The 25853-nt window shown below is 35.5% G+C and carries 19 protein-coding genes; 6 read left to right on the forward strand and 13 right to left on the reverse strand.

What is annotated here, in order from left to right:
• Both O9307_RS12520 and guaB read right to left on the reverse strand, forming a co-directional pair.
• On the reverse strand, positions 1–5724 hold a 5724-nt coding region (locus O9307_RS12520), incomplete at its 3' end, for a choice-of-anchor A family protein (RefSeq protein ID WP_298299848.1).
• A gap of 900 nt (positions 5725–6624) precedes the next feature.
• The gene (gene guaB / locus O9307_RS12525) at positions 6625–8097 is read right to left on the reverse strand and encodes an IMP dehydrogenase (RefSeq protein WP_298299850.1); all 1473 of its coding nucleotides are present in this window, start codon (positions 8095–8097) and stop codon (positions 6625–6627) included.
• A 144-nt stretch (positions 8098–8241) separates the two neighbouring features.
• On the opposite strand from guaB, the gene O9307_RS12530 reads away from it, so the two are divergent.
• Entirely contained in the window at positions 8242–10743 is a 2502-nt protein-coding gene (locus O9307_RS12530; protein WP_298299853.1) for a cation-translocating P-type ATPase, read from the forward strand.
• 152 nt (positions 10744–10895) lie between these two features.
• Here O9307_RS12530 and O9307_RS12535 read toward each other — a convergent pair whose 3' ends face one another.
• Genes O9307_RS12535 through O9307_RS12550 form a run of 4 tightly spaced genes read right to left on the reverse strand, consistent with a single transcriptional unit; the run spans position 10896 to position 14833 of the window.
• Positions 10896–12299, reverse strand: a complete 1404-nt coding sequence (locus O9307_RS12535; RefSeq protein WP_298299855.1) for a DUF5723 family protein — start codon at positions 12297–12299, stop codon at positions 10896–10898.
• Entirely contained in the window at positions 12296–12838 is a 543-nt protein-coding gene (locus tag O9307_RS12540) for a hypothetical protein (RefSeq protein WP_298299857.1), read from the reverse strand. The genes O9307_RS12535 and O9307_RS12540 overlap by 4 nt, the downstream gene beginning before the upstream one ends.
• Before the next feature lie 59 nt (positions 12839–12897).
• The gene (locus O9307_RS12545; protein WP_298299859.1) at positions 12898–13761 is read right to left on the reverse strand and encodes a hydroxymethylglutaryl-CoA lyase; all 864 of its coding nucleotides are present in this window, start codon (positions 13759–13761) and stop codon (positions 12898–12900) included.
• 52 nt (positions 13762–13813) lie between these two features.
• On the reverse strand, positions 13814–14833 hold the full coding sequence (locus O9307_RS12550) for a quinone-dependent dihydroorotate dehydrogenase (protein ID WP_298299861.1): 1020 nt from the start codon (positions 14831–14833) through the stop codon (positions 13814–13816).
• Between the two features lie 132 nt (positions 14834–14965).
• Here O9307_RS12550 and pepT point away from each other — a divergent pair, with 132 nt between their 5' ends.
• Both pepT and O9307_RS12560 read left to right on the forward strand, forming a co-directional pair.
• The gene (gene pepT / locus O9307_RS12555) at positions 14966–16243 is read left to right on the forward strand and encodes a peptidase T (protein WP_298299919.1); all 1278 of its coding nucleotides are present in this window, start codon (positions 14966–14968) and stop codon (positions 16241–16243) included.
• 242 nt (positions 16244–16485) lie between these two features.
• Complete coding sequence (locus O9307_RS12560; protein ID WP_298299863.1) at positions 16486–17040, forward strand: hypothetical protein; 555 nt, start codon at positions 16486–16488, stop codon at positions 17038–17040.
• Between the two features lie 79 nt (positions 17041–17119).
• Here the strand turns inward: O9307_RS12560 and yajC are convergent, their stop codons facing one another.
• The 3 genes from yajC to O9307_RS12575 form a co-directional block, all read right to left on the reverse strand.
• Positions 17120–17392: a preprotein translocase subunit YajC gene (gene yajC / locus O9307_RS12565; RefSeq protein WP_064714061.1), complete on the reverse strand. Its 273-nt coding sequence runs from the start codon at positions 17390–17392 to the stop codon at positions 17120–17122.
• 60 nt (positions 17393–17452) lie between these two features.
• The gene (nusB, locus tag O9307_RS12570) at positions 17453–18364 is read right to left on the reverse strand and encodes a transcription antitermination factor NusB (RefSeq protein WP_298299920.1); all 912 of its coding nucleotides are present in this window, start codon (positions 18362–18364) and stop codon (positions 17453–17455) included.
• A 194-nt stretch (positions 18365–18558) separates the two neighbouring features.
• Positions 18559–19662, reverse strand: coding sequence for an amino acid dehydrogenase (locus O9307_RS12575; RefSeq protein WP_298299864.1), 1104 nt, complete (start codon positions 19660–19662; stop codon positions 18559–18561).
• Positions 19663–19859: 197 nt separating this feature from the next.
• Between O9307_RS12575 and O9307_RS12580 the strand changes: the two genes are divergently transcribed.
• The 3 genes from O9307_RS12580 (at position 19860) to O9307_RS12590 (ending at position 23071) form a co-directional block, all read left to right on the forward strand.
• On the forward strand, positions 19860–21638 hold the full coding sequence (locus O9307_RS12580) for an ABC transporter ATP-binding protein (RefSeq protein ID WP_298299866.1): 1779 nt from the start codon (positions 19860–19862) through the stop codon (positions 21636–21638).
• 64 nt (positions 21639–21702) lie between these two features.
• Positions 21703–22083 carry a PUR family DNA/RNA-binding protein gene (locus O9307_RS12585; protein ID WP_298299867.1) on the forward strand — a complete coding sequence of 127 codons (381 nt, stop codon included), beginning with the start codon at positions 21703–21705 and terminating at the stop codon, positions 22081–22083.
• 409 nt (positions 22084–22492) lie between these two features.
• Positions 22493–23071, forward strand: a complete 579-nt coding sequence (locus O9307_RS12590; RefSeq protein WP_366100543.1) for an alpha/beta hydrolase — start codon at positions 22493–22495, stop codon at positions 23069–23071.
• Here O9307_RS12590 and O9307_RS12595 read toward each other — a convergent pair.
• The 4 genes from O9307_RS12595 to O9307_RS12610 form a co-directional block, all read right to left on the reverse strand.
• On the reverse strand, positions 23068–23421 hold the full coding sequence (locus O9307_RS12595; RefSeq protein ID WP_298299869.1) for a tRNA-binding protein: 354 nt from the start codon (positions 23419–23421) through the stop codon (positions 23068–23070). The two genes, O9307_RS12590 and O9307_RS12595, sit on opposite strands and share 4 nt — an antisense overlap.
• Positions 23422–23517: 96 nt before the next feature.
• The gene (locus O9307_RS12600) at positions 23518–24450 is read right to left on the reverse strand and encodes a peptidylprolyl isomerase (protein WP_298299872.1); all 933 of its coding nucleotides are present in this window, start codon (positions 24448–24450) and stop codon (positions 23518–23520) included.
• Between the two features lie 207 nt (positions 24451–24657).
• Entirely contained in the window at positions 24658–25119 is a 462-nt protein-coding gene (locus O9307_RS12605; RefSeq protein WP_298299874.1) for a hypothetical protein, read from the reverse strand.
• Positions 25120–25171: 52 nt separating this feature from the next.
• Complete coding sequence (locus O9307_RS12610) at positions 25172–25735, reverse strand: PepSY domain-containing protein (protein ID WP_298299876.1); 564 nt, start codon at positions 25733–25735, stop codon at positions 25172–25174.
• Positions 25736–25853: the final 118 nt, after the last annotated feature.

The raw sequence follows: 25853 nt of genomic DNA on the forward strand, positions 1-25853 counted from the left end.
GGCTCCCGCTGGAACTATTATTTTTCCTTGTGCATCTACTGTTACGCCTGCAAGCCCATTAGTATCTAAAATAGTAATGGCTACTTGAGAAGGACTTACTGTTCCGTTGTTAATCTTATCATTACCTAAGATATCTAAAACAACTCCTTTGGATGAATTAATTGGTTGATTGGTATAATCATCGTTGATTGCTTTAATTATAGGTGCTATTACTGTGATTCTGACCGTGGCTTGATCACAAACAATAGGAGATTTTTTAGTACAAATTTCATACACGATAGTATAAGTATCGGCCGGCATTCCCTTCTTCACTACTATTGATCCATCATTACGTAACGTAAATCCAGCTGGAACAGATATAGGTGTTAAAGTAATGGTATTATACGTTTCTGGAGTCAAAACAACACCATCAAGAGTATCATTCAACAACACACTAGCTATAGTTTTGTCAAACAAACTTTCCATCTCATATAATCCATCATCTGCAGCCTCAATTGCAGCCACTTTTATTGTAACTATAGCTTCATCACAAACTGTTGGATTGATTTTATCACAAATAGAATATGCTATAGTGTAAATACCAGCTGGTGTATTCTTTGGAACTTCTACGTTACCGGTTGTTGTATTCAAAACTGGAACCAATGCTCCATTCACAATAGGTAATGCTGGACTTATAACCGAAATATTAACCAAACTAGTAGTAGCTAAAACTTCATTAATTGTATCAAAATTAGTCGAATTAGCTTCTAATACATTTCCAGCATTTGATGAACCAATTGTTCCAATTACAGTAGGTAAAATATCATCCTCAGCTTTAATTACTGGTTTTTTAACCGTAATGGTTATAGTTGCATCAGAGCAATTCGTTGGATTTAATTTCTCACAAATCGTATAGAAAATGGTATAAACGCCTGCTGGTACACTTGCTGGAATTACTATTTCTTTAGTAAGCCTATCAACCTTTGGAACAGGAAAACTTTGTCCACCAGGTAACACTATATCTGTTACTGTAACAGTAATTTGATCAAAAGTAATTGGATTACCATCAAGTGTGTCAAATCCATTTCCATAATCCGAATTGAATGGCCTAAACTTAACCTCTTTTATGGTATTATTAATTGTAATTTCATCATTTTTTGCAATTATTTTTGCCACTCCAACAACAACAACAATACTGGTTACAGTATCACAATTTAATGGATTATTCACCTCACAGATTTTATACTCTACATTGTAGTTTCCTGCTGGAGTATTAGGATCAACAGTTACTGTACCATCAGCATTCAATGTCAATCTTGAAGGAACATTTACCGAAGTTAATGTTACTTGACCTGGATTGGTTCCAATCACTACTGGATTGCCATTTACTGTATCATTTGCTAACAAAGTCGCTGTAGTTCCTCCTGGTAAGCCGTTGATAACTGCAGTCGTTTCGGTTACGGCATCGATCGTTGGTGCGGTAACAGTTACCGTTACGGTTGCTGATTCACAATTCACAGGATTTAATTTTTCGCAAATTTCATACACAATTGTGTAGTCTCCTGCTGGTGTGTTTGTTGGTACACTTATTTGTCCTGTCGCAACATCAATACTTGGTACTGGTGCTCCAGGTACTTTTGGAGCTACTGGTGTAGTTACCGTTAGGTTTACTAAACCAATAACTACTGCGGTCCCATTTATGGTATCTGGATGGGTTGGATTATTACCTAATACGTTACCTGCATTTGATGTTCCTGTTGTTCCATTACCACCTGAAATAGTATCGTCTTGAGCACATATAACATTTGAGATAACAATAGGATCTGATGCTAAAGAAACACATCCAGCTGTATTCGTTATAGTGAAAGTATAAGTTCCTGAATTAGCACTTACCGATCCTATAGCTGAAATACTCACCACATTCGGTGTGAACTTATAAATATTATCCGAATTAAAATCTACAATTTGGAAACTTCCTCTAGTGTTAGTACACGTAGGTTGTATTACCGTTCCAACTGCTGGTGCTGCTGGTTGTGCTGTGTTATTATTCACCCAAGCACATGTTGTCGTGTCGAAGGTAAATGTATCCCAACAATTTAATTTTGCTGGTTCTACTGATTTGGTTCCTGTTACTTTCCAAGTACAAGTTGTGGTGTCAAAACTTCTAGTTTCCCAACATGCTAATGCGGTTGTTGGTTCTGCAGGTTTGGTTCCTGTTACTTGCCAAGTACAAGTTGTGGAATTGAAGGTAAATGTATCCCAACAATTTACTTTTGCTGGTGCTGCTGGTGCAGCATTTATCGTTAAGGTAACTGCAGTTCTTGACAAACTAGAACAAGTCCCATTATAAGCTTGTGCATAATAGGTTACCGAACCAACCGTATTTAAAGTAGGACTAACTACCAAAGATCCTCCAGTTGCAGCAGTGTACCATGTAATCGTTCCACCAGATGCAGTAGCTGTCAATGTTTGAATAGGCGAAGCCTCACAAACTGTTTGATCACCTCCTGATGTTGGTGCAGCTGGTGTTGGTGTTACCGTTACAACAACCGCAGTTCTTGCGCTCTCACATCCATTTACCGTTTGACTAGCATAATAGGTTCCTGAAACTAATGTTTCTGTTCCTGTATATAATGTTCCTGCTGTTGCTGCAGTATACCATTTGATAGCGGTTCCAGAAGCCACTAAGTCGCTTACTTTTTTAGCTTCTACAAAGCAGAAAGTCTGTGCAGAGGCTGTTGGTGCAGCAGGCGCTGCTAATCTTGCCGTACTAATTACTGCAAAACTATCCGAGGCTACTGAAGTACAGTTTAAAGTATTTCTTGCCGTTACCGTATAAGAATCTCCAACCGTGCCTCCAGTTAGTACTCCACCCGCACCTACCGATGGCCCTGAAGGGTTAAAAGCATAGAAAAAATTAGCATTATAATTTGTAATAGTCATACTTCCTACTGCTGAACATGTAGGCGCAACTGTAGTAATAGTTGGCTTATCTGGGGTAGCGTTAACAACAACCTCTAGTAAAGCTCTTGGTCCCTCACAACTACCAACCGTCTGAGAAACATAATATTTTACAGTCCCAACAGCAGCAGTTGATGGCCTTGGAGCAGTTACACTACCAACACCACCCGATGCTGCAGTATACCATTTTAAATTAGTCCCTGTGGCTGTTAAGTCGACAGCAGTGGCGTTTTGACAATACGTAACAGGAGATGTTACCTCTGGAGCAGTAGTTGCGCTGATCGAACCTCTAAAAGGATAATTATGAGTTTCTGAACCTGCCTGGTCTTGAGTTAAATTACCACCAACAACAAAACGACCATTCATACCTATCATTTTGTTAAGTACATTTCCTGTTCGTTGTGGAATAACCATACTTCCCCAAAACTGAGCTCCTTCTAAAGTAACACTTGTAGCGTCTGGTAAATTCCATAAAATTCGAAGTGAAAAAGGATCTACTTCATTTGTTGGAGTCTTAGAACCACTACCAGTAGCCTGAGCAACACCATCAAATACAAAATTACCAATATTAAACCCTACAGTAGATCCAGAAACGTTAATTAATAAACTAGCTGTATCTGGAAAACCAACAAATCTTACCGTACCGTTTGGTTTTGAACCTAAAACGTTAGGAATAGTTATAACATAGTTTTTTGAAACGGCAGGCGTCTTACAAGTAATAGTATAAGTACCCCATGTATCATCAGCAAACGTGACATCTGGATCATTAGGCAACGCTTTCCAAGCTGTACTTGAAGCCTGCAAGTCATTGAAAGCTTTATTGTAAGGAGTCAGATCCAAAGTAGGCTCATTCTTCACTTTAGAGAGGTCTGTTCCAGCTTGAAATTTAACATTAGAAGATTTCGTCCCTTTGTACACTACAGTACCAAAAGAATTCACACCTCCACTAAACCCTCCTAAGATAAATTCATTAGATGCTACCGAAGCATTAAAATCACCACCTATAGTTAAAATATTGGCATTATTATCAGGCACAATAAAAGAACCCACTCCAGCTACACCAAGATTGAAACGATTATTAGTTGTATTCATAGTAAAATTACCATAAACAAAAGTACGGCCTTCATATTCTGCCCCATTATTTAATATAAGATTACCTCCAACGGCAAAGTTAATAGCATTGTCAAAACCAACAAAACTAGCAAAAGTGGCTGGTTTATATATATTGTTAATAGGATTTGTGGCATCGCTTAAAAAGATGCCTAAACAATCATTTGTAGTTGTGGGAAAGGGCAATGCTGATGATACTCCCAAAGTAAACACATCACCAGAGTTAAAGCTAACGTTATTAAAAACCGCTTGGTTACTTACAAACGAACTTACAGGTATGCGAGTAATCGCACCATTGGTAAAATCACCATTACCGTCGGTATCAATCAATAAAACCAAATTAGAAGCGGTAGCACCCGTTAAAGTGATCCCTGAAAGATTAAAATTCAAACTAACATTTGAGATATTGCTACCATCAGTATTGCTTAACTGCGTTTTCCACTCCCTATTCAATCTAGTGGTAATTGAACCTGGCAATTCTGTTGCTTGCTGTACAGGAAGGGCAGCACTACCCGTGTTGTTGGCAATAAGCATAAATTCTTTATCGCCGTCTATTGCCTTTCGAGTAGCATCTAGATTTAAACTAGTTACATCCGAGTTGGTAGAAACGGTTAATATCGTGTTACTATTTATACTTTTTGAAATGCGCTGATTCAATCCATAAAGATCGTCACGCCCTAATCCAAAGACATCATATTTATAAGTTGCATTTGATGTCCAAACATCAGACCCTGCAGAATTTACATAACTATAAGATACGTTTCCAAAAGTAGCCCCTAATTTATCGATATCTCCTGTAATGGTCACTCCGTATTTAATAGCTAAATATGACTCTACAATCTTTCTTTCAGCCTCTGTTAAAACCCTATCGTAAACTAAAACTTCTGCAATTACACCATTTAATTTACCTTCTACACCACTAGCAGAGAAATGTTTTCCCAACCTTACCATAGAAGGCAATGGTCTACCTGATCCAGTATTTCTAATATTAACCACTGCCTCATCTGTAGAACCATTTGCATACAAGCTATAAGTAACTGAACTTTCACCAGCGACATTTCTTTTTAAAACCCCTATCGAAGGCAATGTAAGCAAATTAAAATCGCCTGGGTTATAATAATCGCCTTCAGATCCTCCACCAAAAGAAAGTCTTCCGGTAGAAGGCACTCCCAAAGACATATCCGAATTAGTAGTCGCTGTACTTCCACTAGGGTCGGAAATATCACCACCATACAACAGTCCCGTATTGTATTGGTCATTACCAACCCCAGCTGTTTTAAAAACAACAAAAACAGTTTGACTATTAAGTGCCGGTGTACTCATTTGTACAGCATTACCCGCACCAACAGTATTATCAAATTGAACGACTGGATTAAAATTGATATTATGATCCCCCGAACCATAACGATAGGTTGGCATCGTTGGCATAGGCGTTTCACCATTTTCTCCTGGGTGTGCTGTGGCAGCGACTCCATTTTGAACGGTACCTCCTGATAAATCGTACCAAGTAGTAAGAGTGGTTCCTGTTACAGGAACTCCAGCTAGAGAATTCACCCCTTTATCTCCCTTAAACCATAAAACATTGTTTGTAACTTGAGAAAATAAAAAGGTTTGATAAAGAAAAACAAGAGAAAAAAAGAAAATTCTCTTGAGCGAAAAAGTAGTTTTTGACATAATTAGATGATATTACCCTTAGTATTAAAACTTTAACCAAAACCATAATTTAAAAGACAGAGTAACACAATTTTTAACAATTTTAATTGTGTTAAAATATTTAAAAACTTAATTGGCGGCACAAAATTAAATATTAATATTTTAAAATTGCTTTAAATCATTAATTATTAATCAAAAGGGGTATTTTTGTCGACATAATACACAAATAATCGACGAAATGCACTTTATTAAGTTCGCCAAACTAAGGCATTTCACCCTAAATAAGTATTAATACGTAATTTTTTTCATGTTAATTAGCGCTAAGTTTTACTAAAATTTTACTAAAATTATAAAAACACGAAAAAAAAGAAATATTATATTTTAAACAGAATGTTCTTTCTTTTAATAAAGTTTTAACTCACAATATCATTATAATTAATTAAAAACTAAAACTTTGCAAAACCTAATTCTTACCATAATCATAGACAAAAAAAAGGGCAAAAAAAGTATTCCTGTCTTAAAAAAAACAGCGGAAAAATATATTGCCTTTTTAAAACCAACTCCAATAACAAAACAATTTGAAATCTAGCCCTTTTAATTTGTAACTAATCCACTAAAAATAAACTTATAATATGCAGGCTTAAAAATAACTTCCAAATAAAAACTAAACCACTCTGCACTGAAAGTGCAGAGGTTTGTTTGACGAGAGACTGAAAGTCTCTCAATTTTGAAAACTTTTTATCTATACTAAAAAGTCGAAGATTATATTTTTTCGCATTACTAAAGTACTGCAATAAATTGCAGGGTTTTAAACCCCAATCTGAGACCAATAAAAAAATGCATTGAAACGAATTTCAATGCATTTTGACGGAATACTATTTTTGTTTTTTCTATACTCTTTACAAAAAAAGTAAAACTATACTACCTAGAATAATTAGGTGCTTCCTTAGTAATCGTTACATTATGAGGATGACTTTCGTTAATTCCACTAGCTGTGATTCTAACGAAACGGCCTGTTTCTTTTAGAGTTGGAACATCTTTTGCTCCGCAATATCCCATACCTGCACGAAGTCCACCGATGAATTGTTGCATGCTTTCGTTTAACTCACCTTTGTAGGGTACGCGTCCCACAATTCCTTCAGGAACTAATTTCTTCACATCGTCTTCTACGTCTTGGAAATAACGATCTTTCGATCCTTCTTGCATGGCTTCAACAGAACCCATTCCTCTGTAGGATTTGAATTTTCTTCCTTCAAAAATAATAGTCTCACCTGGTGATTCTTTTGTTCCAGCCAATAATGATCCTAGCATCACACAGTCAGCCCCTGCTGCTATCGCCTTAGGAATATCTCCTGTATAACGAATTCCACCATCAGCAATAACTGGAACACCAGAACCTTTGATAGCAGCTGCTACTTCAAGCACAGCAGAAAACTGAGGAAAACCTACACCAGCTACAATACGAGTCGTACAAATTGACCCTGGACCAATACCTACTTTAACACCATCAGCGCCATTCTCAACTAAATATTGAGCAGCTTCAGGAGTAGCAATATTTCCAACAATAACATCAATTTGTGGGAATTTAGATTTTACTTCTTTTAATACATTAACCACTCCTTGAGTATGACCGTGAGCTGTATCAATAATAATAGCATCAACCCCAGCGTGAACCAAAGCTTCGGCTCTTTGCACTGCATCGCCTGTAACACCAATAGCTGCTGCTACTCGTAAACGACCATAAATATCTTTATTAGCAATTGGTTTTTGAGTCAATTTAGTAATATCTCTAAACGTAATTAATCCTACCAATTCGTATTTATCATTTACTACAGGTAATTTTTCGATTTTATGACCTTGCAATACTACTTCAGCTTGTTCTAAGGAAGTGCCTTCTGCAACAGTAATTAGATTTTCTTTGGTCATTACTTCAATAATTGGTCTTGAAGTATTTTTTTCAAAACGCAAATCTCTATTAGTAACAATTCCTTTTAAAATTTTATGCTCATCCACAATTGGAATACCGCCAATGCCGTATTCTTTCATCGCCATCTTAGCATCAGCAACGGTAGAAGTTAACGGCAAAGTAACAGGATCGATAATCATTCCTGACTCAGCTCTTTTTACTTTACGCACTTTGGCTGCTTGTTGCTCGATGGTCATATTCTTATGCAACACGCCAATACCTCCTTCTTGAGCCATAGCAATAGCCATCGCGCTTTCCGTTACAGTATCCATAGCAGCAGATACAATAGGAACGTTTAAAGTTATGTTTCTTGAAAATTGTGATTGGATACTCACTTCGCGTGGTAAAACGCTAGAGTAATTTGGAACTAATAATACATCATCGTAAGTTAAACCTTCGCCGATAATCTTGGAATTGTGTGCTTTCATGGTGCAATTTCTAGTTGAATTGCGTGCAAATATAGACAATTTTAAGAAAAAAACACCAAACCGTTACATTAATTGACTAAATTGCAGGAATTGGAAATTTGGCCACTATTTTTTCAAAAATAAAAATCCAAAACTTCGAGCATCATGACTGAATCCAATACTATCGCAATTCAAGGGCTTTCCTCAGAAGAAGTAATTGCCTCTAGAACAAAAAACGGTGCTAATACGACCGATCATCAACAAAAAAACAACTTTTTACAATCACTTCTCGAGTTAGTAAAGGAACCCATGTTTTTGTTATTGATTACGGCTACTAGTATTTATTTTATTACTGCTGAATACAATAATGGGATTTTTATGCTTTTGGCTATTATTTTGGTCGTATCGATTTCTTTGTTTCAAGAATCCAAAAGCAGAAATGCCATCGAAGCATTATCTAAATTAACACAACCCAAAAGTAAAGTCATTCGAAATGGTATTGTTGTTGAAATTTCGAGTGAAGAAATTGTGGTAGGCGACTTTATACAAACAGAAGAAGGTACTTTTGTTCCCGCAGATGGAATCATCATCCAATCCAATGACTTTTCGGTTAATGAATCCATATTAACAGGTGAATCTTTATCAGTTTCAAAAAATGAACAATCCGAAAACAAACAAGTGTATCAAGGAACCATAGTCGCAAGTGGATTGGCTATTTGCCAAGTTACCGCCATTGGAAGCCAAACGCAATTGGGTAAAATTGGAAAAAGTCTAGAAAATATCACCGAAGAAAAAACGCCCTTACAAATTCAAATCAGCAATTTTGTTACCTATATTTCTTTGATTGGTTTGGTGGCTTTTATCATTGTGTGGGGAATCAATTATTGGAATTCTAAATTAATTTTAGACAGTTTACTTAAAGCGCTAACACTTGCAATGAGTATCATCCCAGAAGAAATCCCGGTAGCTTTCACCACTTTTATGGCACTTGGCGCTTGGCGATTACTTCGAATGGGAATTATTGTAAAACAAACTAAAACAGTAGAAACTTTAGGAAGTGCTACCGTAATTTGTACCGACAAGACAGGCACCATCACCGAAAACAAAATGAGTCTTGCAGAATGGTTTACGCTTGACACCACAACTGTAACCGAAATTCACCCCAATTTAAACCCCAAAGAACAAGAGCTAATTACCTATGCCATGTGGGCAAGCGAACCCATTCCGTTTGATGCAATGGAAATAGCATTGCATGAAGCCTACACAAACTTCATTCAAGCAGACGAACGTCCTCTATATAAAATGATACACGAATATCCTTTGAGTGGAAAACCACCCATGATGACACATCTATTCGAAAATAAAGAAGGAGTGCGAATTATTGCTACCAAAGGAGCTCCAGAGGCAATTATAGCCTGTTCTAAATTATCTGAAACTGATAAAGAAAAAATCAACACGGCTTTTCTCTCAATGACAAAAAAGGGATTTCGAGTATTGGGCGTTGGGACAGCTGATTTTAAAGGAACCGATTTTCCTAAAACACAACAAGAATTCGAGCTAAATTTCAAAGGACTTGTTGCTTTTTATGACCCTCCAAAAAAGAACATCAAAGCAGTTTTAGAAACTTTTTATAAAGCTGGAATTGCCGTTAAAATAATTACAGGCGATAATGCCGAAACCACCGCTACGATTGCTCAACAAATTGGTTTTAAAAACCCTGAAAAAATACTCAATGGAGACGAATTAATGACCATGAGTCCTGCTACATTGAAAGAAAAAGTAATGGAAACTACTATTTTTACTAGAATGTTTCCAGAGGCTAAACTCAAAATCATTCAAGCGCTAAAAGACAATAATCAAATTGTAGCCATGACCGGAGATGGCGTAAACGATGGGCCTGCGCTAAAATCAGCACACATCGGAATTGCTATGGGCAAAAAAGGAACAGAAATTGCCAAACAAGCCGCGAATTTAATTTTGGTTGACGATGATTTTTCTAAAATGACAGAAGCCATTGCTATGGGAAGAAAAATCTATATGAATCTCAAAAAAGCCATTCGCTACATTATATCTATCCATATCCCTATTATCTTAATCGTGATTATTCCACTAGCTTTGGGATGGCTCTATCCAAACATATTTTCGCCTGTTCACATTATCTTCTTAGAAATAATTATGGGCCCCACCTGCTCTATCATTTATGAAAATGAACCCATGGAAGACAATCTCATGACACAAAAACCAAGACCACTGAGTACCACTTTTTTCAGTTGGAAAGAAATCACCATTAGTCTAATTCAAGGACTATGGATAACCGCAGGATTGTTGTTTATTTACCAATTTGCCATAGCCAATCATTATAGCGAAAGTAGTACACGAACTATGGTATTTTTGACCTTGATTCTATCGAATGTGTTCTTGACATTAGCCAATCGCTCTTTTTATTATTCAGTGCTAACTACTTGGAAATACAAGAATAATCTTGTAGTGCTCATCATTGGAATCACGCTTTTCATTACAGCTCTACTACTTTTTATCCCACTCTTATCTAAATTTTTCTTATTCGAAAAAATCACCTTACTTCAAATTGGATGGTGTACTCTGGTAGCTGTAATTGCAGTCTTTTGGATTGAAATTTATAAATTCTTCAAAAGAAGAAAAAGCTAAAAAATACAAATTTCAAGAATAAAAAATCCCAAATTCCAACTATGTCTTTGGAATTTGGGATTTGCTATTTAGAAATCAGGATTTGGGATTTAGAATTTGGGATTCAGGATTCATTTAGAATTTGGAATTTATTTATTCAATTATTTTTATTATTATTCTACTTCTTTTTCCTCGGCAAAAATCAGATTAAGTCCTAGCTGAAAAGAGGCACTTTGCGCCTTAGCTACATCTTGAAGTTCTAATAAATTATCGGCCATCAAATAAAAATTGACGGAACCTATTTGTGTTGACAAACCCAAACCAATATTCTTACTCGAAAAAGAATCTACAGTATACGTGGCTTTTGCCTCTAAACCTGTAAAAAGTTTCTTTCTATAAAAAGCAGTCAAAGCCATCATTGGAGCTCTTGGTGTAGACATAGCAAAATATTGTAATCCTACAGAGTTATTATAATTTTCAGTTCCATCATCTGGTTTACAATTGCAACTTTCTTCTTCCGTCTGCCCGAAAGAATATTGTGCAGAAGCATTAAATTTAACCGGTCTCCAAGAAGTATAACTTCCATAAAGCGTATCTCTTGGAAAGGCCTTTTCAAACTCTTCTGTAATATTATTACCGCCTGTCCCAGAGAAAAAATCAGGAAGAACCCCTTCATACCTGTAAGAGCCTCTAGCTCGATAGCTCTCTACTTCTTTTGTGTGACGAATAAAACCTATATCCAAAATACTAGCTGTAATCTGAATGTCTTTTTTGGGATAATACGTTATTCCTGCATCAAAGCCAAGCCCTAAATTTCCACCTAAAAATGCTCTTTTTTGAATATCTTTGGCCACATCTGAGTCATCTCCCTCGTCATCATATTTTGCAATCCCAGAGGTATTTAAAAGCATATTCGCCGAAATAATCTGTTCATATACTGTATTTCCTGAATAAGGAATCGTGAACAAATAACCTGAGTTCTTGGTAGAACGTGCATCGAAAATACTTGAATAAATTTTTCCTCGAACTCCAACAGTAAATTTTTTATTGATTTTTTTATTGTACCCTACATGAAAAACACTCAACATTTCAGCTCGTGCATTCAAATCGCTTAGATTAAAATATTTTCCTAAGTAATTTTGATTGCCATCTAAAGCCAAAATCGCTAAATCCTTTGGAATATAACTCAACACATCTACTTCTTCATACATTCCAAAAGAAATATAAGCAGTATTATTCCAGTCTCCTACTTTAAATCCTCCTTGAAAAACCTCTAATTGTTGATTCACACTTACTCTGTCATTTCTGGAAGTTGAAAAAATGACATTACGCAATTTGGTATTAAAATTTACGCCATTATTTGCAAACAAATCATAGGCCGAAAAACCAGTCGAGCCGACATTAGCTGAAATCCCAGACAACAAAGGAACGCCAGCATACCATCTATACGATACATCAGCCCCTGGATTTAAAGATAGGGATTGCGGGATTGCCTTAAAATTATACAAAACGGCTTTGTTTTGAGCCAAAAAAACAGTTACAAAAAAAAGCAGTACAATCGTTGTTATTTTTCTCATTGAATATCAAAATAGGCGGTTACACTAGAACGTAATTTCAAATTCCCTGTACTCGCGCTAGTTAATGGTGGTCCAGGAAGTAACGCAACAACAAAAGCAATTTTTTTGGTTTGCTTCAAGGCATCTAGGTTAGCACCTACAAAAGTTTCGTTTTTTATTGTAATATTAGTAGCTCCTGCATAAGCTGGAATATCGATTGGTATTGAAAATAGTGGAGCATTGCCTTTATCTAGAAAAACAAGCCGTAAGACAAAAGCTCTGTTTATGGTATTGTTTACTTCGAAAAACAAATCGGCTTTGACCAAATTATCTTTTAAAAAACTACCATTAAAAACACCCACATCTGGCGTATCAATAGAAATAGCTTGTTCTGTCCCGTTATTTACAAGCTTATTAGCTGCCACATCAAAACTTGATAAATTAGCCACAACTACGGGCTGCAACTCAAGGTCATTTACTTGATCAAAATCGAGATCGCTACTACACGACAAAGAAAATAGCAATACAAAAAATCCGAGTAGGGTTTGGGTTACTTTCATTATTTCATATTTATTTACTACTATTCCAAACGAATAGATCTTTAGTTTAGTACATTTTATTAGTGATACTCCCCAAACAATTTTGAGGCTTCATTGTAAGCGCTTTCAAAACTCATGGCGCTCAAATTGGTATTTTCTTTTTTCGCAGTAAAATAAGAGAGTAGTTTTTCAGTTGGCATATTTCCCGTCAAACGATCAGTAGCCATTGGGCAACCACCAAAACCCTGAATCGCTCCATCAAATCGTCTGCAACCAGCATGATAAGCGGCATCTATTTTTTCAAACCATTTATCTGGGGTAGTATGCAAATGAGCCCCAAATTCTATCGCTGGATATTTTGGAATCAAATTAGAAAACAAATGCGTGATAACTTCCGGGGTGGAACTTCCAACCGTATCGGACAACGACAGAATCTTCACTCCCATTTGCGCCAATCGTTCTGTCCATTCGCCCACAATTTCCTCATTCCAAGGATCTCCGTATGGATTTCCAAATCCCATTGAAAGATAAGCAATCACTTCTTTTTGGTTTTGATCGGCAATTTCGAGAATTTCTTGTAAGGTAACCAAAGACTCAGCAATGGTTTTGTGTGTGTTTCGCATTTGAAAGTTCTCAGATATTGAGAAGGGAAAACCCAAATACTGAATTGGTTCGTGAGAAGCAGCATCTTTTGCCCCTTGAACATTGGCAATTATAGCCAATAATTTACTACCTGTTTTAGATAAATCTAATTGATCCAACACCGCTGCCGTATCTTGCATTTGAGGAATTGCCTTTGGAGAAACAAAACTTCCAAAATCGATACTATCAAAACCCACTCGCAATAATGCTTGAATATACGATACTTTTCTAGCGGTAGGAATAAATGCTTTTATTCCTTGCATCGCATCACGTGGGCATTCGATAATTTTTATTGGCTCCATATAATTCAAAGATAAAAAAAGGAATTAAAGTACAAAGCCGAAAACATAGAAACTATTTCTGTTTCAAAATAGCTTTATTGATTGCTTTTACCAAAGCCGGACCTTCATAAATAAAACCAGTATACAATTGGATTAGACTAGCGCCAGCTTCTAATTTTTCAATTGCATCTTCAGCAGAATGAATACCACCCACACCAATAATTGGGAAAGCACGATTGCTTTTTTCAGCCAAAAAACGAATCACTTCAGTTGAACGATTCTTTAACGGTTTACCTGACAATCCTCCTGCTTCTCCTTTGGTTTCAGATAAAAGGTCTTCGCGGGAAAGTGTAGTATTCGTTGCAATTAAACCCGCGATTTTAGTTTCTGCCATAATATCAATGATATCTAATAATTGCTCATCTGTTAAGTCAGGTGCAATTTTTAGCAAAATTGGTTTAGGGCTAACTTTAGTTATATTTTTATTTTGAAGTGTTTGCAGCAATTGAGTCAACGGTTCTTTATCCTGTAACGCTCTTAAATTTGGAGTATTAGGTGAACTTACATTCACCACAAAATAATCCACATAATCGTATAAAGCATCAAAACAAATTTCATAATCCGAAGTAGCTTCTTCGTTGGGCGTCAATTTATTTTTACCAATATTACCCCCAATAAGCACATTGGTATTTGACTTTAAACGCTCTACTGCTTCTAAAACACCTCCGTTATTAAATCCCATACGATTGATAATGGCTTGATCTGCCTTCAATCGGAACAAACGTTTTTTAGGATTTCCTTCTTGTCCTTTTGGTGTTAACGTACCTATTTCGATAAATCCAAAACCAAAATTAGAAAGTTCTTTATAAAGATTAGCATCTTTATCAAAACCAGCGGCTAAACCTACAGGATTTTTGAACCTTAAACCAAAAACTTCGGTCTCTAAACGTTTGTCATTTACCACATAAAGTGACCTAAAAATTGCCGTAAATCCTGGGATTTTAGACACTATTCTAATTAACGAAAAGGTGAAATAATGTACTTTTTCAGGGTCAAAACAAAAAAGTATCGGACGAATCAATAATTTATACATAAGTAGTGTAGTTGTGTTGCACAAAAGTAAAGAATTGATTTCAAAAACCAGCAAAAAAGTGAACCCGAAGCCTAGCTTTTAGTTTAAAAAAAACAGCCCAAAATGTTTACCTTTGCTAAAAAAATAATCACCATGCAACACATTATTGATCGTTTTATAAGCTACGTAACTGTTGATACTGAATCCGACCCAAATTCTGAAACCACCCCTAGTAGTGCCAAACAATGGGATCTTGCCCATAAACTAGTAGAGGAGCTCCAAAAAATTGGACTACAAGATGTGACAATTGATGACAAAGCCTACATTATGGCTACATTACCAAGTAACGTTGACAAAAAAGTGCCAACCATTGGTTTTATTGCTCATTTTGACACTACTCCAGATTTTACTGGTGCCAATGTAAAACCTCAAATTGTACCCAATTACGACGGAAAAGATATCGTACTCAACGAAGCACAAAACATCGTTCTTTCGCCAAAATATTTCAAAGATTTATTGCAATACAAAGGACAAACCTTAATCACCACCGATGGAACTACCCTTCTTGGTGCCGATGATAAAGCCGGAATCACTGAGATTGTTTCGGCAATGGAATATTTAATTCAAAATCCAGATATCCAACACGGAACCATAAAAGTTGGTTTTACTCCCGATGAAGAAATTGGCCGTGGTGCTCATCATTTTGATGTGGAAAAATTTGCAGCGGATTGGGCTTACACTATGGATGGTAGTCAAGTAGGCGAATTAGAATATGAAAATTTCAATGCTGCGGGAGCTAAAATCACCTTCAAAGGAAAAAGTGTACATCCTGGTTATGCAAAGGGAAAAATGATTAATTCGATGCTCATTGCTAATGATTTTATTAGTGATTTACCAAAAGGAGAAACACCTCAAGAAACTAAGGGTTACGAAGGCTTTTTTCACGTTCATCACCTGAAAGGCAGTATCGAAGAAACGGTTTTAGAACTTATTATAAGAGACCATTCTAAGAAAAAGTTTGAAAAGAGAAAAGAATTGATTGAAAAAATGGTTCAAAAAATCAACAAAAAGTTTACCAAACAATTTGGTGAGGCTATTGCCACAGCTGAGATTAAAGACCAATACTACAATATGAAGGAAAAAGTGTTACCAGTAAAACACATCGTTGATATTGCAGAAGAAGCCATGAAACAAGTCGGAGTAAAACCGATAATCAAACCTATTCGTGGAGGAACCGATGGCTGTCAATTATCCTACAAAGGATTACCTTGCCCGAATATTTTTGCTGGTGGTCACAACTTTCACGGTAAATACGAATATGTACCTGTAGAAAGCATGCAAAAGGCGATAGATGTCATTGTAAAAATTGCTCAACTTACCGCAAGTACCGATTTTGAAAATCCCGCGCCTAAATCAAGACGCAAAAGATAAATAACAACATTTATGTTCTAGATTAAGATTTTCTTCCAAATTACTACCTCCAAAAAGTTCAAAGACTTTTTGGAGGTTTTTTTTATTATGCTTAGTCCCTATTCCAGACCTAATTAAAAACTTAACATTGGAATTGATTTACGTTCACTACATTTGTTAATAATTAAGAAACAATTTGTTAACATTGAGTTTTTTAGGAAACATTTTATAATTGCATAGCTATCCATTAAATAGACCATATTATGTTAGAGAAAAAAGAAGACAATACCGTTACAGATGCTACACCAGCAGTAACAACAGAAGTACCTAAAGTTGAAAAAAACGTTACTCCAAAACGAAGAACTGCAAGAACTACAACAGCAACTACCAACAAACCTGAAGCAACAAAAACAGCAGTTACAACTCCAAAACCTAGAGCAAGCAGAGCAAAAGTTAGTACTCAAGAGAACGTCAGTACTTCAGTTCCAGCAGCCATTAACACTGAAGAAATAAAAAAAGAAGAACTAGAAATGGGTTCTGAAGAAAAGTCAGAAGAAGAAACTACAGAAAAGTCAAAAGACAAGAAAAATAAAAAGAAAAATAAAAAGAAAAAAAACAAAGTAAAAATGAGCGAAAAAGAAAAAGAAAAAGCCAAGAAAGCTAAAGCAAAAGAGAAAGCCAAAGCAAAAGCCAAGAAAGCGAAAAAAGCCAAAAAAGACAAAGCCAAAAAGGCAAAAGTAAAAGCTAAGGCTAAAGAGAAAAAAGCAAAAGCAAAGGCAAAAAAAGCCAAGAAAAACAAAAAGAACAAAAAGAAATAAACCGATTGTTCCAAACTAAAAAATCCCAAACTCCAATTAATTTGGAATTTGGGATTTTTTTATTTGATTAGCAAACCTACTATTTCTTAGCCAAAGCTGCACTCATTTCCATTGAGATAGCAGAACGCTCCATTTTCAATTTGCCTGACATGGTTTCGATAATCACTGTAGTTTCAGCTAATTCAGCAATTTTTCCATGCAATCCGCTTTTGGTAACGATTTTATCTCCTACTTTTAAACTGCTTTCAAATTCTTTTTCGTTTTTAGCACGTTTTTGTTGTGGTCTAATCATAAAGAAATAAATCACCACAAACATCAATAAAAACGGTAAAAACTGTTGTAATTGTCCCATAATAAAAATCTTAATTTGTTATTTTTTGTTTTGTTAAATTTAAATATTAGCCGCAATTGACTACATCAAACCGCGACCAACTTTTACCAATTTCTTGCTTTCAGTTAATTCTTTTACAAGGTTATCTAAAATTCCGTTGATAAAAATACTACTTTTTGGTGTAGAATACTCTTTTGCTATTTCTAAATATTCGTTCAATGTCACTTTCACTGGAATCGACGGAAATTTTAAGAACTCACAAATGGCCATTTTCAAGATAATAGTATCGATTTCTGCAATACGATCACTATCCCAATTAGGCGTTTTATCGTCATAAGCCTTGGCCAACTCTTTTTCATTAAGCGTTGTTTTTCGGAACAAATCGCGAACAAAATCTTTGTCTTCGGTATCCTTGTATAATTTTGGCACTCTAAAATTATCTTCCTCAAGAGGCTTCAATGCTTTTAATTGCTTCAAAATTTGAGTATTCACCATCGGAATATCGTCAATCCAAGTTAATTTATCGTCCTCTAGATATTCGTATAACTTTTCATTAGGTACGATAATTTCTTCAAAAACAGCTGCAATAAATTCTTTATCTTCTTCAAAAGTATTGACCGCATTGCTCATGTATTTAGCATACAATTTGCTTTCTTTTATCGCATTCAACAAAATAATAATGTAATCATCGTTCAACGACCAATTATTGATTTTACGATTTTCCATCGCGATACTCAAAGAATTGTTTTCAGCCAAAATCTGAAAAACAGCATTCTTAATAAACTTTTCGTTGGGTTTGCGTTCTTGAGGAGTCGCAAGGTGTTTTTGACTTGACAAATGCAAAAAAACTTGTTCTTTTTTACAAATTTCTAATAATGATGACACCATCGTAAGGTATAAATCTAGAATATTATCAATGCTATAAAAAAGAAATTTTTCTTCTTTTTCTAGATTATCAGAGCCGTTTTGATGCATGGCATAAATGGATTGCATGACTTTAACGCGAATGTGTCTTCTGTTTACCACCTTGTAAGAACTTTTAAAAATTAGTCGACAAAATTAAGGATTTCATCGCTGAAATGAAAATTTGAAAGGAATTTTATTTTATAATTAAAAAAGTGTCCCAATTACTAAAGGATCCGAAAAAACCTCTAAATAATTGAGACACTAAAAATTTATAAAAACTATTATTTACTATTTGCTAGTTTTCTTTCCGCAATACGTTGTTGCGCAATAGTCAATGCTGCTTGGTGTGTGGTCATTTTGTTTGCAATTGCAAAATCAAAAATCTCTAAAGTAGTGTTATAGATATTTTCGGTTTTAGCCATAATTTCTGCTTTACCGTAATGAGCTAATTCTGCATACACGTTAATGATTCCTCCTGCGTTGATCAAGAAATCTGGCGCATACAAAATACCTCTTTCTTGCAAAATTGCACCGTGAACAGTTTCATTAGCCAACTGATTATTTGCTGCTCCTGCAATTACTTTCGCTTTAATTTTATGAATAGTTGCGTCATTAATAGTAGCTCCCATTGCACATGGCGCATAGATATCAACCTCTTCAGCATACACATCATTTCCTGAATAAACAGTTGCATTGTATTTTTTCCCTACTTCATAAAGACGCTCTTCGTTGATATCTGAAATGGTTACTAAAGCTCCTTCTTTGGTTAGATATTCAACCAAAGCTTCTCCAACGTGACCAATTCCTTGTACTAAAACTTTTTTACCAGTTAATACGTCAGAACCAAATTGTTGTTTAGCTGCTGCTTTCATTCCCATATAAACTCCAAAAGCTGTTACAGGAGACGGGTTTCCTGCCCCACCTCTTTCTTCTGAAATTCCAGTTACATAAGGCGTGACATCTCTTACAAGATCCATGTCGGCAGTTTCCATTCCAACATCTTCAGCTGTGATATATCGTCCGCTTAAAGAATGAACGAATTCACCAAACTTACGCATCAATTCTGGCGTTTTTTGTGTTTTAGCATCACCAATAATTACTGCTTTTCCTCCACCAATATTTAAACCGGTAATTGCTGATTTAAAAGTCATTCCGCGAGACAAACGCAAAACATCATTCAAAGCTTCCCACTCATTGCTATAATTAAACATTCTCGTACCACCCAAAGCTGGTCCCATTACCGAATTATGAATACCAATTATTGCTTTTAATCCAGTATCTTTGTCGTTGCAAAATACAATTTGTTCATGGTCATCGAATGATATTTGACCAAAAACAGGATCCATTTTTTGAATTTCCTTAGCAGTTGCTATTGTTGCATTCATAAGCGTGTTGATTTTATTATTTTACAAATTTGATAAAATTTCGATTCAAAAATATAAAATAATAAAATATAACCTAATTTAAAAACCATATTTTGATAATATCATAAATTTTTAGTGGACACTACGAAGTAATCGCTTTACTTTTTTTAACAAAAAAGTAACAATAAAATAAGAAACAAGTCCGAATCTCAAAAAAAATGAAAGAATTACGTTATTTAGACAAATACTTTTTAAAATACAAATACAGTTTTTCGATTGGTATTTTAATCACAATTATCGCACAAATATTTTCTCTTTTTACCCCAAAACTAATTAGCAGCTCTCTAGATGCTATCGAAAAATTCGATAAACTTTCTACTATAGAAAAATCATCTACAATGGTTATTGGTCAATATCGTGAAGAACTCCTCCACAACGTTTTACTAATTATTGCTACAACAATTCTGGCAGGTTTTCTAACCTTTTTGATGCGACAAACACTAATTGTTATGTCGCGCCATATCGAATTTGATTTAAAAAACGAAGTATTTCGTCAATACGAAAACCTTTCACAAAACTTCTACAAGCAAAACCGTACAGGAGATTTGATGAATCGTATCAGTGAGGATGTTTCCAAAGTTCGAATGTACGTTGGCCCAGCGGTCATGTATACCATCAACACCTTTATTCGATTTGCCATTGTAATTGCTTATATGTACAATGTCTCGCCCAGATTAACGCTTTACACTTTGCTCCCATTGCCAATTTTGTCGTATGCCATTTTCAAATTAAGTTCAGAAATCAACATTCGTAGTACCGTTTTTCAGCAATATTTATCTAAAGTTTCGAGTTTTACTCAGGAAATTTTCTCCGGAATTCGAGTAATCAAAGCCTATTCTCTAGAAAATCAACAACAAAATAACCTCATCTCGCTAGCAGAAGAAAGCAAAAGCAAAAGTTTGAATCTAGCGAGAGTACAGTCATTATTTGGTCCGTTGATGCTTGCCTTAATTGGAATTAGCAACTTAGTAGTTATCTATTTTGGTGGAATGCTATACATCAACGGAACCATAAAAAGCATTGGTACCATCGCCGAATTTATTTTGTATGTCAACATGTTAACATGGCCAGTTGCTTCTTTGGGTTGGGTTTCGTCTATGGTACAAGAGGCTGAGGCTTCTCAAAAACGATTGAACGAATTCTTAAAAATTGTTCCTGACATTCAAAACAATAATCCAAATTCAAGCACAATAGAAGGTCATATCGCTTTCGAAAACGTAAGCTATACCTACGAAGATACCAACATCGAAGCACTCAAAAATGTTTCTTTTACAGTAAAAAAAGGAGAAACATTGGCTATTCTTGGCAAAACAGGTTCAGGAAAATCAACACTTTTATCGCTCATCTCTAGATTGCACGATGTAACCGAAGGACAAGTAAAAATTGACGGAACAGAAATCAGTCAATTGAATTTATTCGACTTAAGAAACAGCATCGGAATTGTACCACAAGACGCCTTCCTGTTCTCGGATAGCATCAAAAACAACATCAAGTTTGGTAAAGAAAACGCCTCTGACGACGAAGTTATCGAAGCAGCCAAAAGCGCTGTAGTTCATGACAATATCGAAGGGTTCAACAAAGGCTACGACACCATTTTGGGCGAACGTGGCATCACTTTGTCTGGCGGACAAAAACAACGTGTTTCTATTGCCAGAGCCATCATCAAAAAACCAGAGATTTTACTTTTTGACGACTGTCTTTCAGCAGTAGACACCGAAACCGAAGAAGCAATTTTGAACAACCTATTCGAAATTTGTAAAGACAAAACCACCATAATTGTAAGCCACAGAGTTTCTTCTGCAAAAAATGCTGACAAAATCATCATTCTTGAAAATGGCAAAATAATCCAGCAAGGCTCTCATAATCAATTAATAAATGAAGAAGGCTATTATGCAGCGCTCTATTTAAAACAACTTTCAGAAAAAGAATTACTATAAATGTTGTTTTATCAATAATTTTTTATGATTTTTGATTGCTATTTATAAAAGGATCGAAAGAATTATGAGAGAAAATGACATGCTAGAAAAAGAAGAAATTTACTCTAAAGTGCTTCGCGCTGGGAGAAGAACCTATTTCTTTGATGTAAGAGCCACAAAGGCTGATGATTACTACATTACCATTACCGAAAGCAAAAAATTCACCGAAGAAGATGGCTCTTTCCATTTCAAAAAGCACAAGATTTACTTGTATAAAGAGGATTTTGCAGCTTTCGAAGAGATTTTAGGCGACATGACTTCTTACATTTTAAACCACAAAGGCGAAGAAGTAATTTCTGAAAGACACCAAAAAGATTTCAAAAAAGAATTCTCTAACGAAGCTTTAGAAAACGAAAATACCCCAAAAGTATCTAGTTTTACAGATATCGACTTTGACGATATTTAAAATCAACAAACGCATACTTAAGTCCAAAAGTCAACTGATTTTTGGACTTTTTTTTTGGAGCAAAAGTCCTTGTTATCCTTCACGCCCAATGTCATTAAGTTAAGAGATTTTAGATTGAAGATTAACGATTTTTGATTTTGGAACAAGTGAATTAAAAATTACTTAATTTTCAGTATCTTATACATCAGCAATCAAAAATCGTTAATCTAAAATCAGCAATCAATTTATAATTTAATCTCCTAACTTAATGAAATTGCCTTCAAGCCTCGTCCTGCTGCTACCGTCTGGACTAAAAATCACGTCTCTTTTTCATAACATCCTACAAAATCAATATATTTATGGAGTAAAAAAATCCATGAAAACTACATATTGGCTTTCATCATTTTTTGGCGAAAAAAAAAAAAATATTTTGAAAAGAAAAATAGAACAATACAAAAAAACAATGACACCAAAACTCCTCATTATTCCTGGATTAGGTGACTCAGGCGTGGGGCATTGGCAAAACTTTTGGTTAGAGCATTTCCCGAATACCATCAAAGTAACCCAAGACAATTGGGATGAGCCTTTACTCAACGATTGGCTTGAACGCTTAAATGAAACCCTGCAAACGATTCAAAAACCTACAGTTTTGGTAGCGCATAGTTTAGGCACTATCTTAGTTGCACATTGGGCAAAAAACAACCATAATGCTTACATCAGAGGAGCCTTATTAGTCGCACCCGCTGATGTTGACTCCCATGAACACACACCTGAGTGCATTTGGAATTTTGCACCAATTCCATTGCATGCAATGCCTTTCCCCTCAATTGTAGTTGGAAGCGAAAACGACCCATATATGACTTTGGAAAGAGCCCAAGAATTGGCCAAAAACTGGGGAAGTGATTTTATTAATATTGGAAGAAAAGGACACATCAATTCCGAAACCAAGCTAGGTCTTTGGGAAGAAGGGCAAGACATTTTGAAACTTTTAATCCAAAAAATAAACTAAGCGATTCTCAATCCGTTTTCTATCTTAAAATCGGGAGCTAACAAAACCACATCGCTCTGCTCGCCTACAGCGCCAAGCACCAAGCATTCGCTCCTAAATTTGCCTATTTGCTTTTTAGGAAAATTAACTACCGCTACAATTTGACGGCCAATTAAAACTTCTTTGGAATATCGTAGTGTAATTTGAGCTGAAGATTTACGAACCCCTATGACTGCTCCAAAATCAATAGTGAGTTGATAAGCAGGTTTTCTGGCTTCAGGAAAATCGTTCACTTCTAAAATAGTTCCAACACGCATCTCCACTCTTTCGAATTCTTCCCAACTGAGAGAAGCTGTATTTTCTATGCTCATAAAAATTTTATTTCGTTTCTTTTTCAATACTACAAAAAAAATCCCAAAACAGCTAATTAGACTGTTTTGGGATTTATAAATTGCTCTAATAATTTTTTATTTGACATCCATTAATTCCACATCAAAAATCAAAGTAGCGTGTGGTGGAATTACTCCTCCTGCACCACTTGGTCCATAAGCCAAATCAGATGGAATTACAAAACGGGCTTTATCTCCTACTTGCAACAAAGCGATACCTTCGTCCCAACCTTCAATCACTTGACCTTGTCCTAAACGAAATTCGATCGGTTTTTTTCTTGGGTAAGAAGAATCAAATACTTTTCCGTTTTCAAGAGAACCTTCATAATGTACAGCAACAGTTTTTCCGTTTTCTGCTTTTTTACCAGAACCTCTTTGAATAAATTGGTAACGCAATCCGCTTTCTGTTTTTTCAAAACCAGCAGCCAATTGTTCCATTTTTGCTTCTGCTTCTGCTTTCAAAGCTGCTTCTCTTTTCATTCTAGCACCTCTTAAACCGATAAAAGCTTCGATAGCATTCCAGTTTTGCGCTTCTTCACCAACACGAATAATTTCTAAAGTCTCCAATTGGTCTCCTTGCGCTACTGCATCCACAACCTCTTGTCCTTCGATTACGTGCCCGAAAACAGTGTGTTTGTTATCCAACCAGCTTGTTGGAACGTGTGTAATAAAAAACTGTGATCCATTGGTTCCAGGTCCAGCATTAGCCATAGACAAAACACCTGGGCGATCGTGTTTTAGAGAAGGATGAAACTCATCATCAAATTTGTATCCTGGATCTCCAGTTCCTGTACCTTTAGGACATCCCCCTTGAATCATAAAATCAGGAATTACTCTGTGAAAAGATAAACCATCATAGTATTTTACACCTTGAGGCTTAACCTTGTTTTCCATATTTCCTTCTGCCAAAGCCACGAAATTCCCAACAGTTCCTGGAGTCAAATCGTGCGTCAATTTTACCAAAATCGATCCTTTTGAGGTATTGAATTTAGCGTATATTCCGTTTTCCATGATAAATTATTTTTATTGAGGCGCAAATTTACGAAAATAAATGCGATATCAATTTTTGCTTATTATTATTTTATTAGCTCACAAAATCCTCACACTAGAACCATAATCTGACGTTGAATTCCCACTCCTAAGTCCTATCATTCTTATTCTTTGGCTAAAAAAACTTGGCATTAGTTTTTGACTGCTACATTTTTAATTTAGAATATTTCACTTTTGAGTTCTGGCTTTCCCATCGGCAGAAATAGCAAAACTAGAACTGCGAGTAAGCGTTTTAATATAGGTCGTTTTTCTAAATCGCAAAGCGCTCCAATCTTCATCAACAGCAACCATACGAACGGGTTCAAAACCAAAATTTCCTATAACCGCCCAGCCATTGTCTCTATTGAATTCGCATTTGTATTTTTTGGAAGTTCCTTTTGGATAACAAAACCAAATGATAGCATCACCGTTAATTTTTGGAAAAAGTGATGTAATTGCTGTTTCTATTTCTTGCAATTGCGTGACAAAAACTATAACAAAATCAATAGAGTCAAGCTTTATTGCATCAGTAAAAAATGTAGTCTCAGCTGCCATCTTACTCATCTCTAATTCAAAAGAAACAGGAGCATTAAGAACTAAAATCGCATTGTGATTTTTAAAATTGAGCTTTTTAAACAGTGGTGTCATCATAAACACTTTTTTAAAATTGGACTAAAAACAACAACTAAATTACAAAAACAATTTACTTACGCATTCGCTTAGGCCCATACCAAAGCCAAAAACCAGTTATAGTAAAAACCAAAAGAGCTAGTCCCATTACAGTGGTATAAACCAATTTAAAGACACCGTTACCAGTTTCAAAATAAGCATCTAAGTACGAACCATCGTGAATGTTTTCGACAAAATCAGCATTTCGACGTTCTACATGCAAAAGTTCTCCCGTAGCTCCATCCAATTGAACGCCCCAATAGTCTTCCTCAAAAACAAACTTCACCATTCCTTTATCGGGACGAATGTCAATTCGGTTCAAAGCTAAAGAAACATTAGGTGAAACTTCTTTTTGCAAATAATAACAGGCTTTTTGTTGTAAACTATCCACAGGGAGCCATAGTCTCAAATCGGTAGTGGTTCCTTTGCGAGAATCGGCCAATAGTAAGCCACCGCTATTTTTTTTCCATCCTAAAAGTAATCCCGACATGGATATAATGAAAAAGAAAATAAATAAAAAAGCGCCCGTAGTTCGGTGCACTTTTCTAAACACTCTCAATGTTTTAGCCTGACTTTTTCTTTTGTTACTTTCGTTCATATGACAATTCGTAGTAATGCATTAAAAATATTGTTTGACAATATAGCTATTTCAAAAAGCGTAAACAAAAGAATGCTGCAAGTAATAAAAAAATGACATCCTTTCGAATGTCATTTTT

Origin of the sequence: Flavobacterium sp., assembly GCF_027531905.1 — a bacterium.
Classification (GTDB): Bacteria; Bacteroidota; Bacteroidia; order Flavobacteriales; family Flavobacteriaceae; genus Flavobacterium.

Excerpts from the sequence above, each read along its gene's own strand:
- guaB (WP_298299850.1), bottom strand. The coding sequence starts at position 8,097 with ATGAAAGCACACAATTCCAAGATTATCGGCGAAGGTTTAACTTACGAT.
- O9307_RS12530 (WP_298299853.1), top strand. The coding sequence starts at position 8,242 with ATGACTGAATCCAATACTATCGCAATTCAAGGGCTTTCCTCAGAAGAA.
- O9307_RS12535 (WP_298299855.1), bottom strand. The coding sequence starts at position 12,299 with ATGAGAAAAATAACAACGATTGTACTGCTTTTTTTTGTAACTGTTTTT.
- O9307_RS12540 (WP_298299857.1), bottom strand. The coding sequence starts at position 12,838 with ATGAAAGTAACCCAAACCCTACTCGGATTTTTTGTATTGCTATTTTCT.
- O9307_RS12545 (WP_298299859.1), bottom strand. The coding sequence starts at position 13,761 with ATGGAGCCAATAAAAATTATCGAATGCCCACGTGATGCGATGCAAGGA.
- O9307_RS12550 (WP_298299861.1), bottom strand. The coding sequence starts at position 14,833 with ATGTATAAATTATTGATTCGTCCGATACTTTTTTGTTTTGACCCTGAA.
- pepT (WP_298299919.1), top strand. The coding sequence starts at position 14,966 with ATGCAACACATTATTGATCGTTTTATAAGCTACGTAACTGTTGATACT.
- O9307_RS12560 (WP_298299863.1), top strand. The coding sequence starts at position 16,486 with ATGTTAGAGAAAAAAGAAGACAATACCGTTACAGATGCTACACCAGCA.
- yajC (WP_064714061.1), bottom strand. The coding sequence starts at position 17,392 with ATGGGACAATTACAACAGTTTTTACCGTTTTTATTGATGTTTGTGGTG.
- nusB (WP_298299920.1), bottom strand. The coding sequence starts at position 18,364 with ATGCAATCCATTTATGCCATGCATCAAAACGGCTCTGATAATCTAGAA.
- O9307_RS12575 (WP_298299864.1), bottom strand. The coding sequence starts at position 19,662 with ATGAATGCAACAATAGCAACTGCTAAGGAAATTCAAAAAATGGATCCT.
- O9307_RS12580 (WP_298299866.1), top strand. The coding sequence starts at position 19,860 with ATGAAAGAATTACGTTATTTAGACAAATACTTTTTAAAATACAAATAC.
- O9307_RS12585 (WP_298299867.1), top strand. The coding sequence starts at position 21,703 with ATGAGAGAAAATGACATGCTAGAAAAAGAAGAAATTTACTCTAAAGTG.
- O9307_RS12595 (WP_298299869.1), bottom strand. The coding sequence starts at position 23,421 with ATGAGCATAGAAAATACAGCTTCTCTCAGTTGGGAAGAATTCGAAAGA.
- O9307_RS12600 (WP_298299872.1), bottom strand. The coding sequence starts at position 24,450 with ATGGAAAACGGAATATACGCTAAATTCAATACCTCAAAAGGATCGATT.
- O9307_RS12605 (WP_298299874.1), bottom strand. The coding sequence starts at position 25,119 with ATGATGACACCACTGTTTAAAAAGCTCAATTTTAAAAATCACAATGCG.
- O9307_RS12610 (WP_298299876.1), bottom strand. The coding sequence starts at position 25,735 with ATGAACGAAAGTAACAAAAGAAAAAGTCAGGCTAAAACATTGAGAGTG.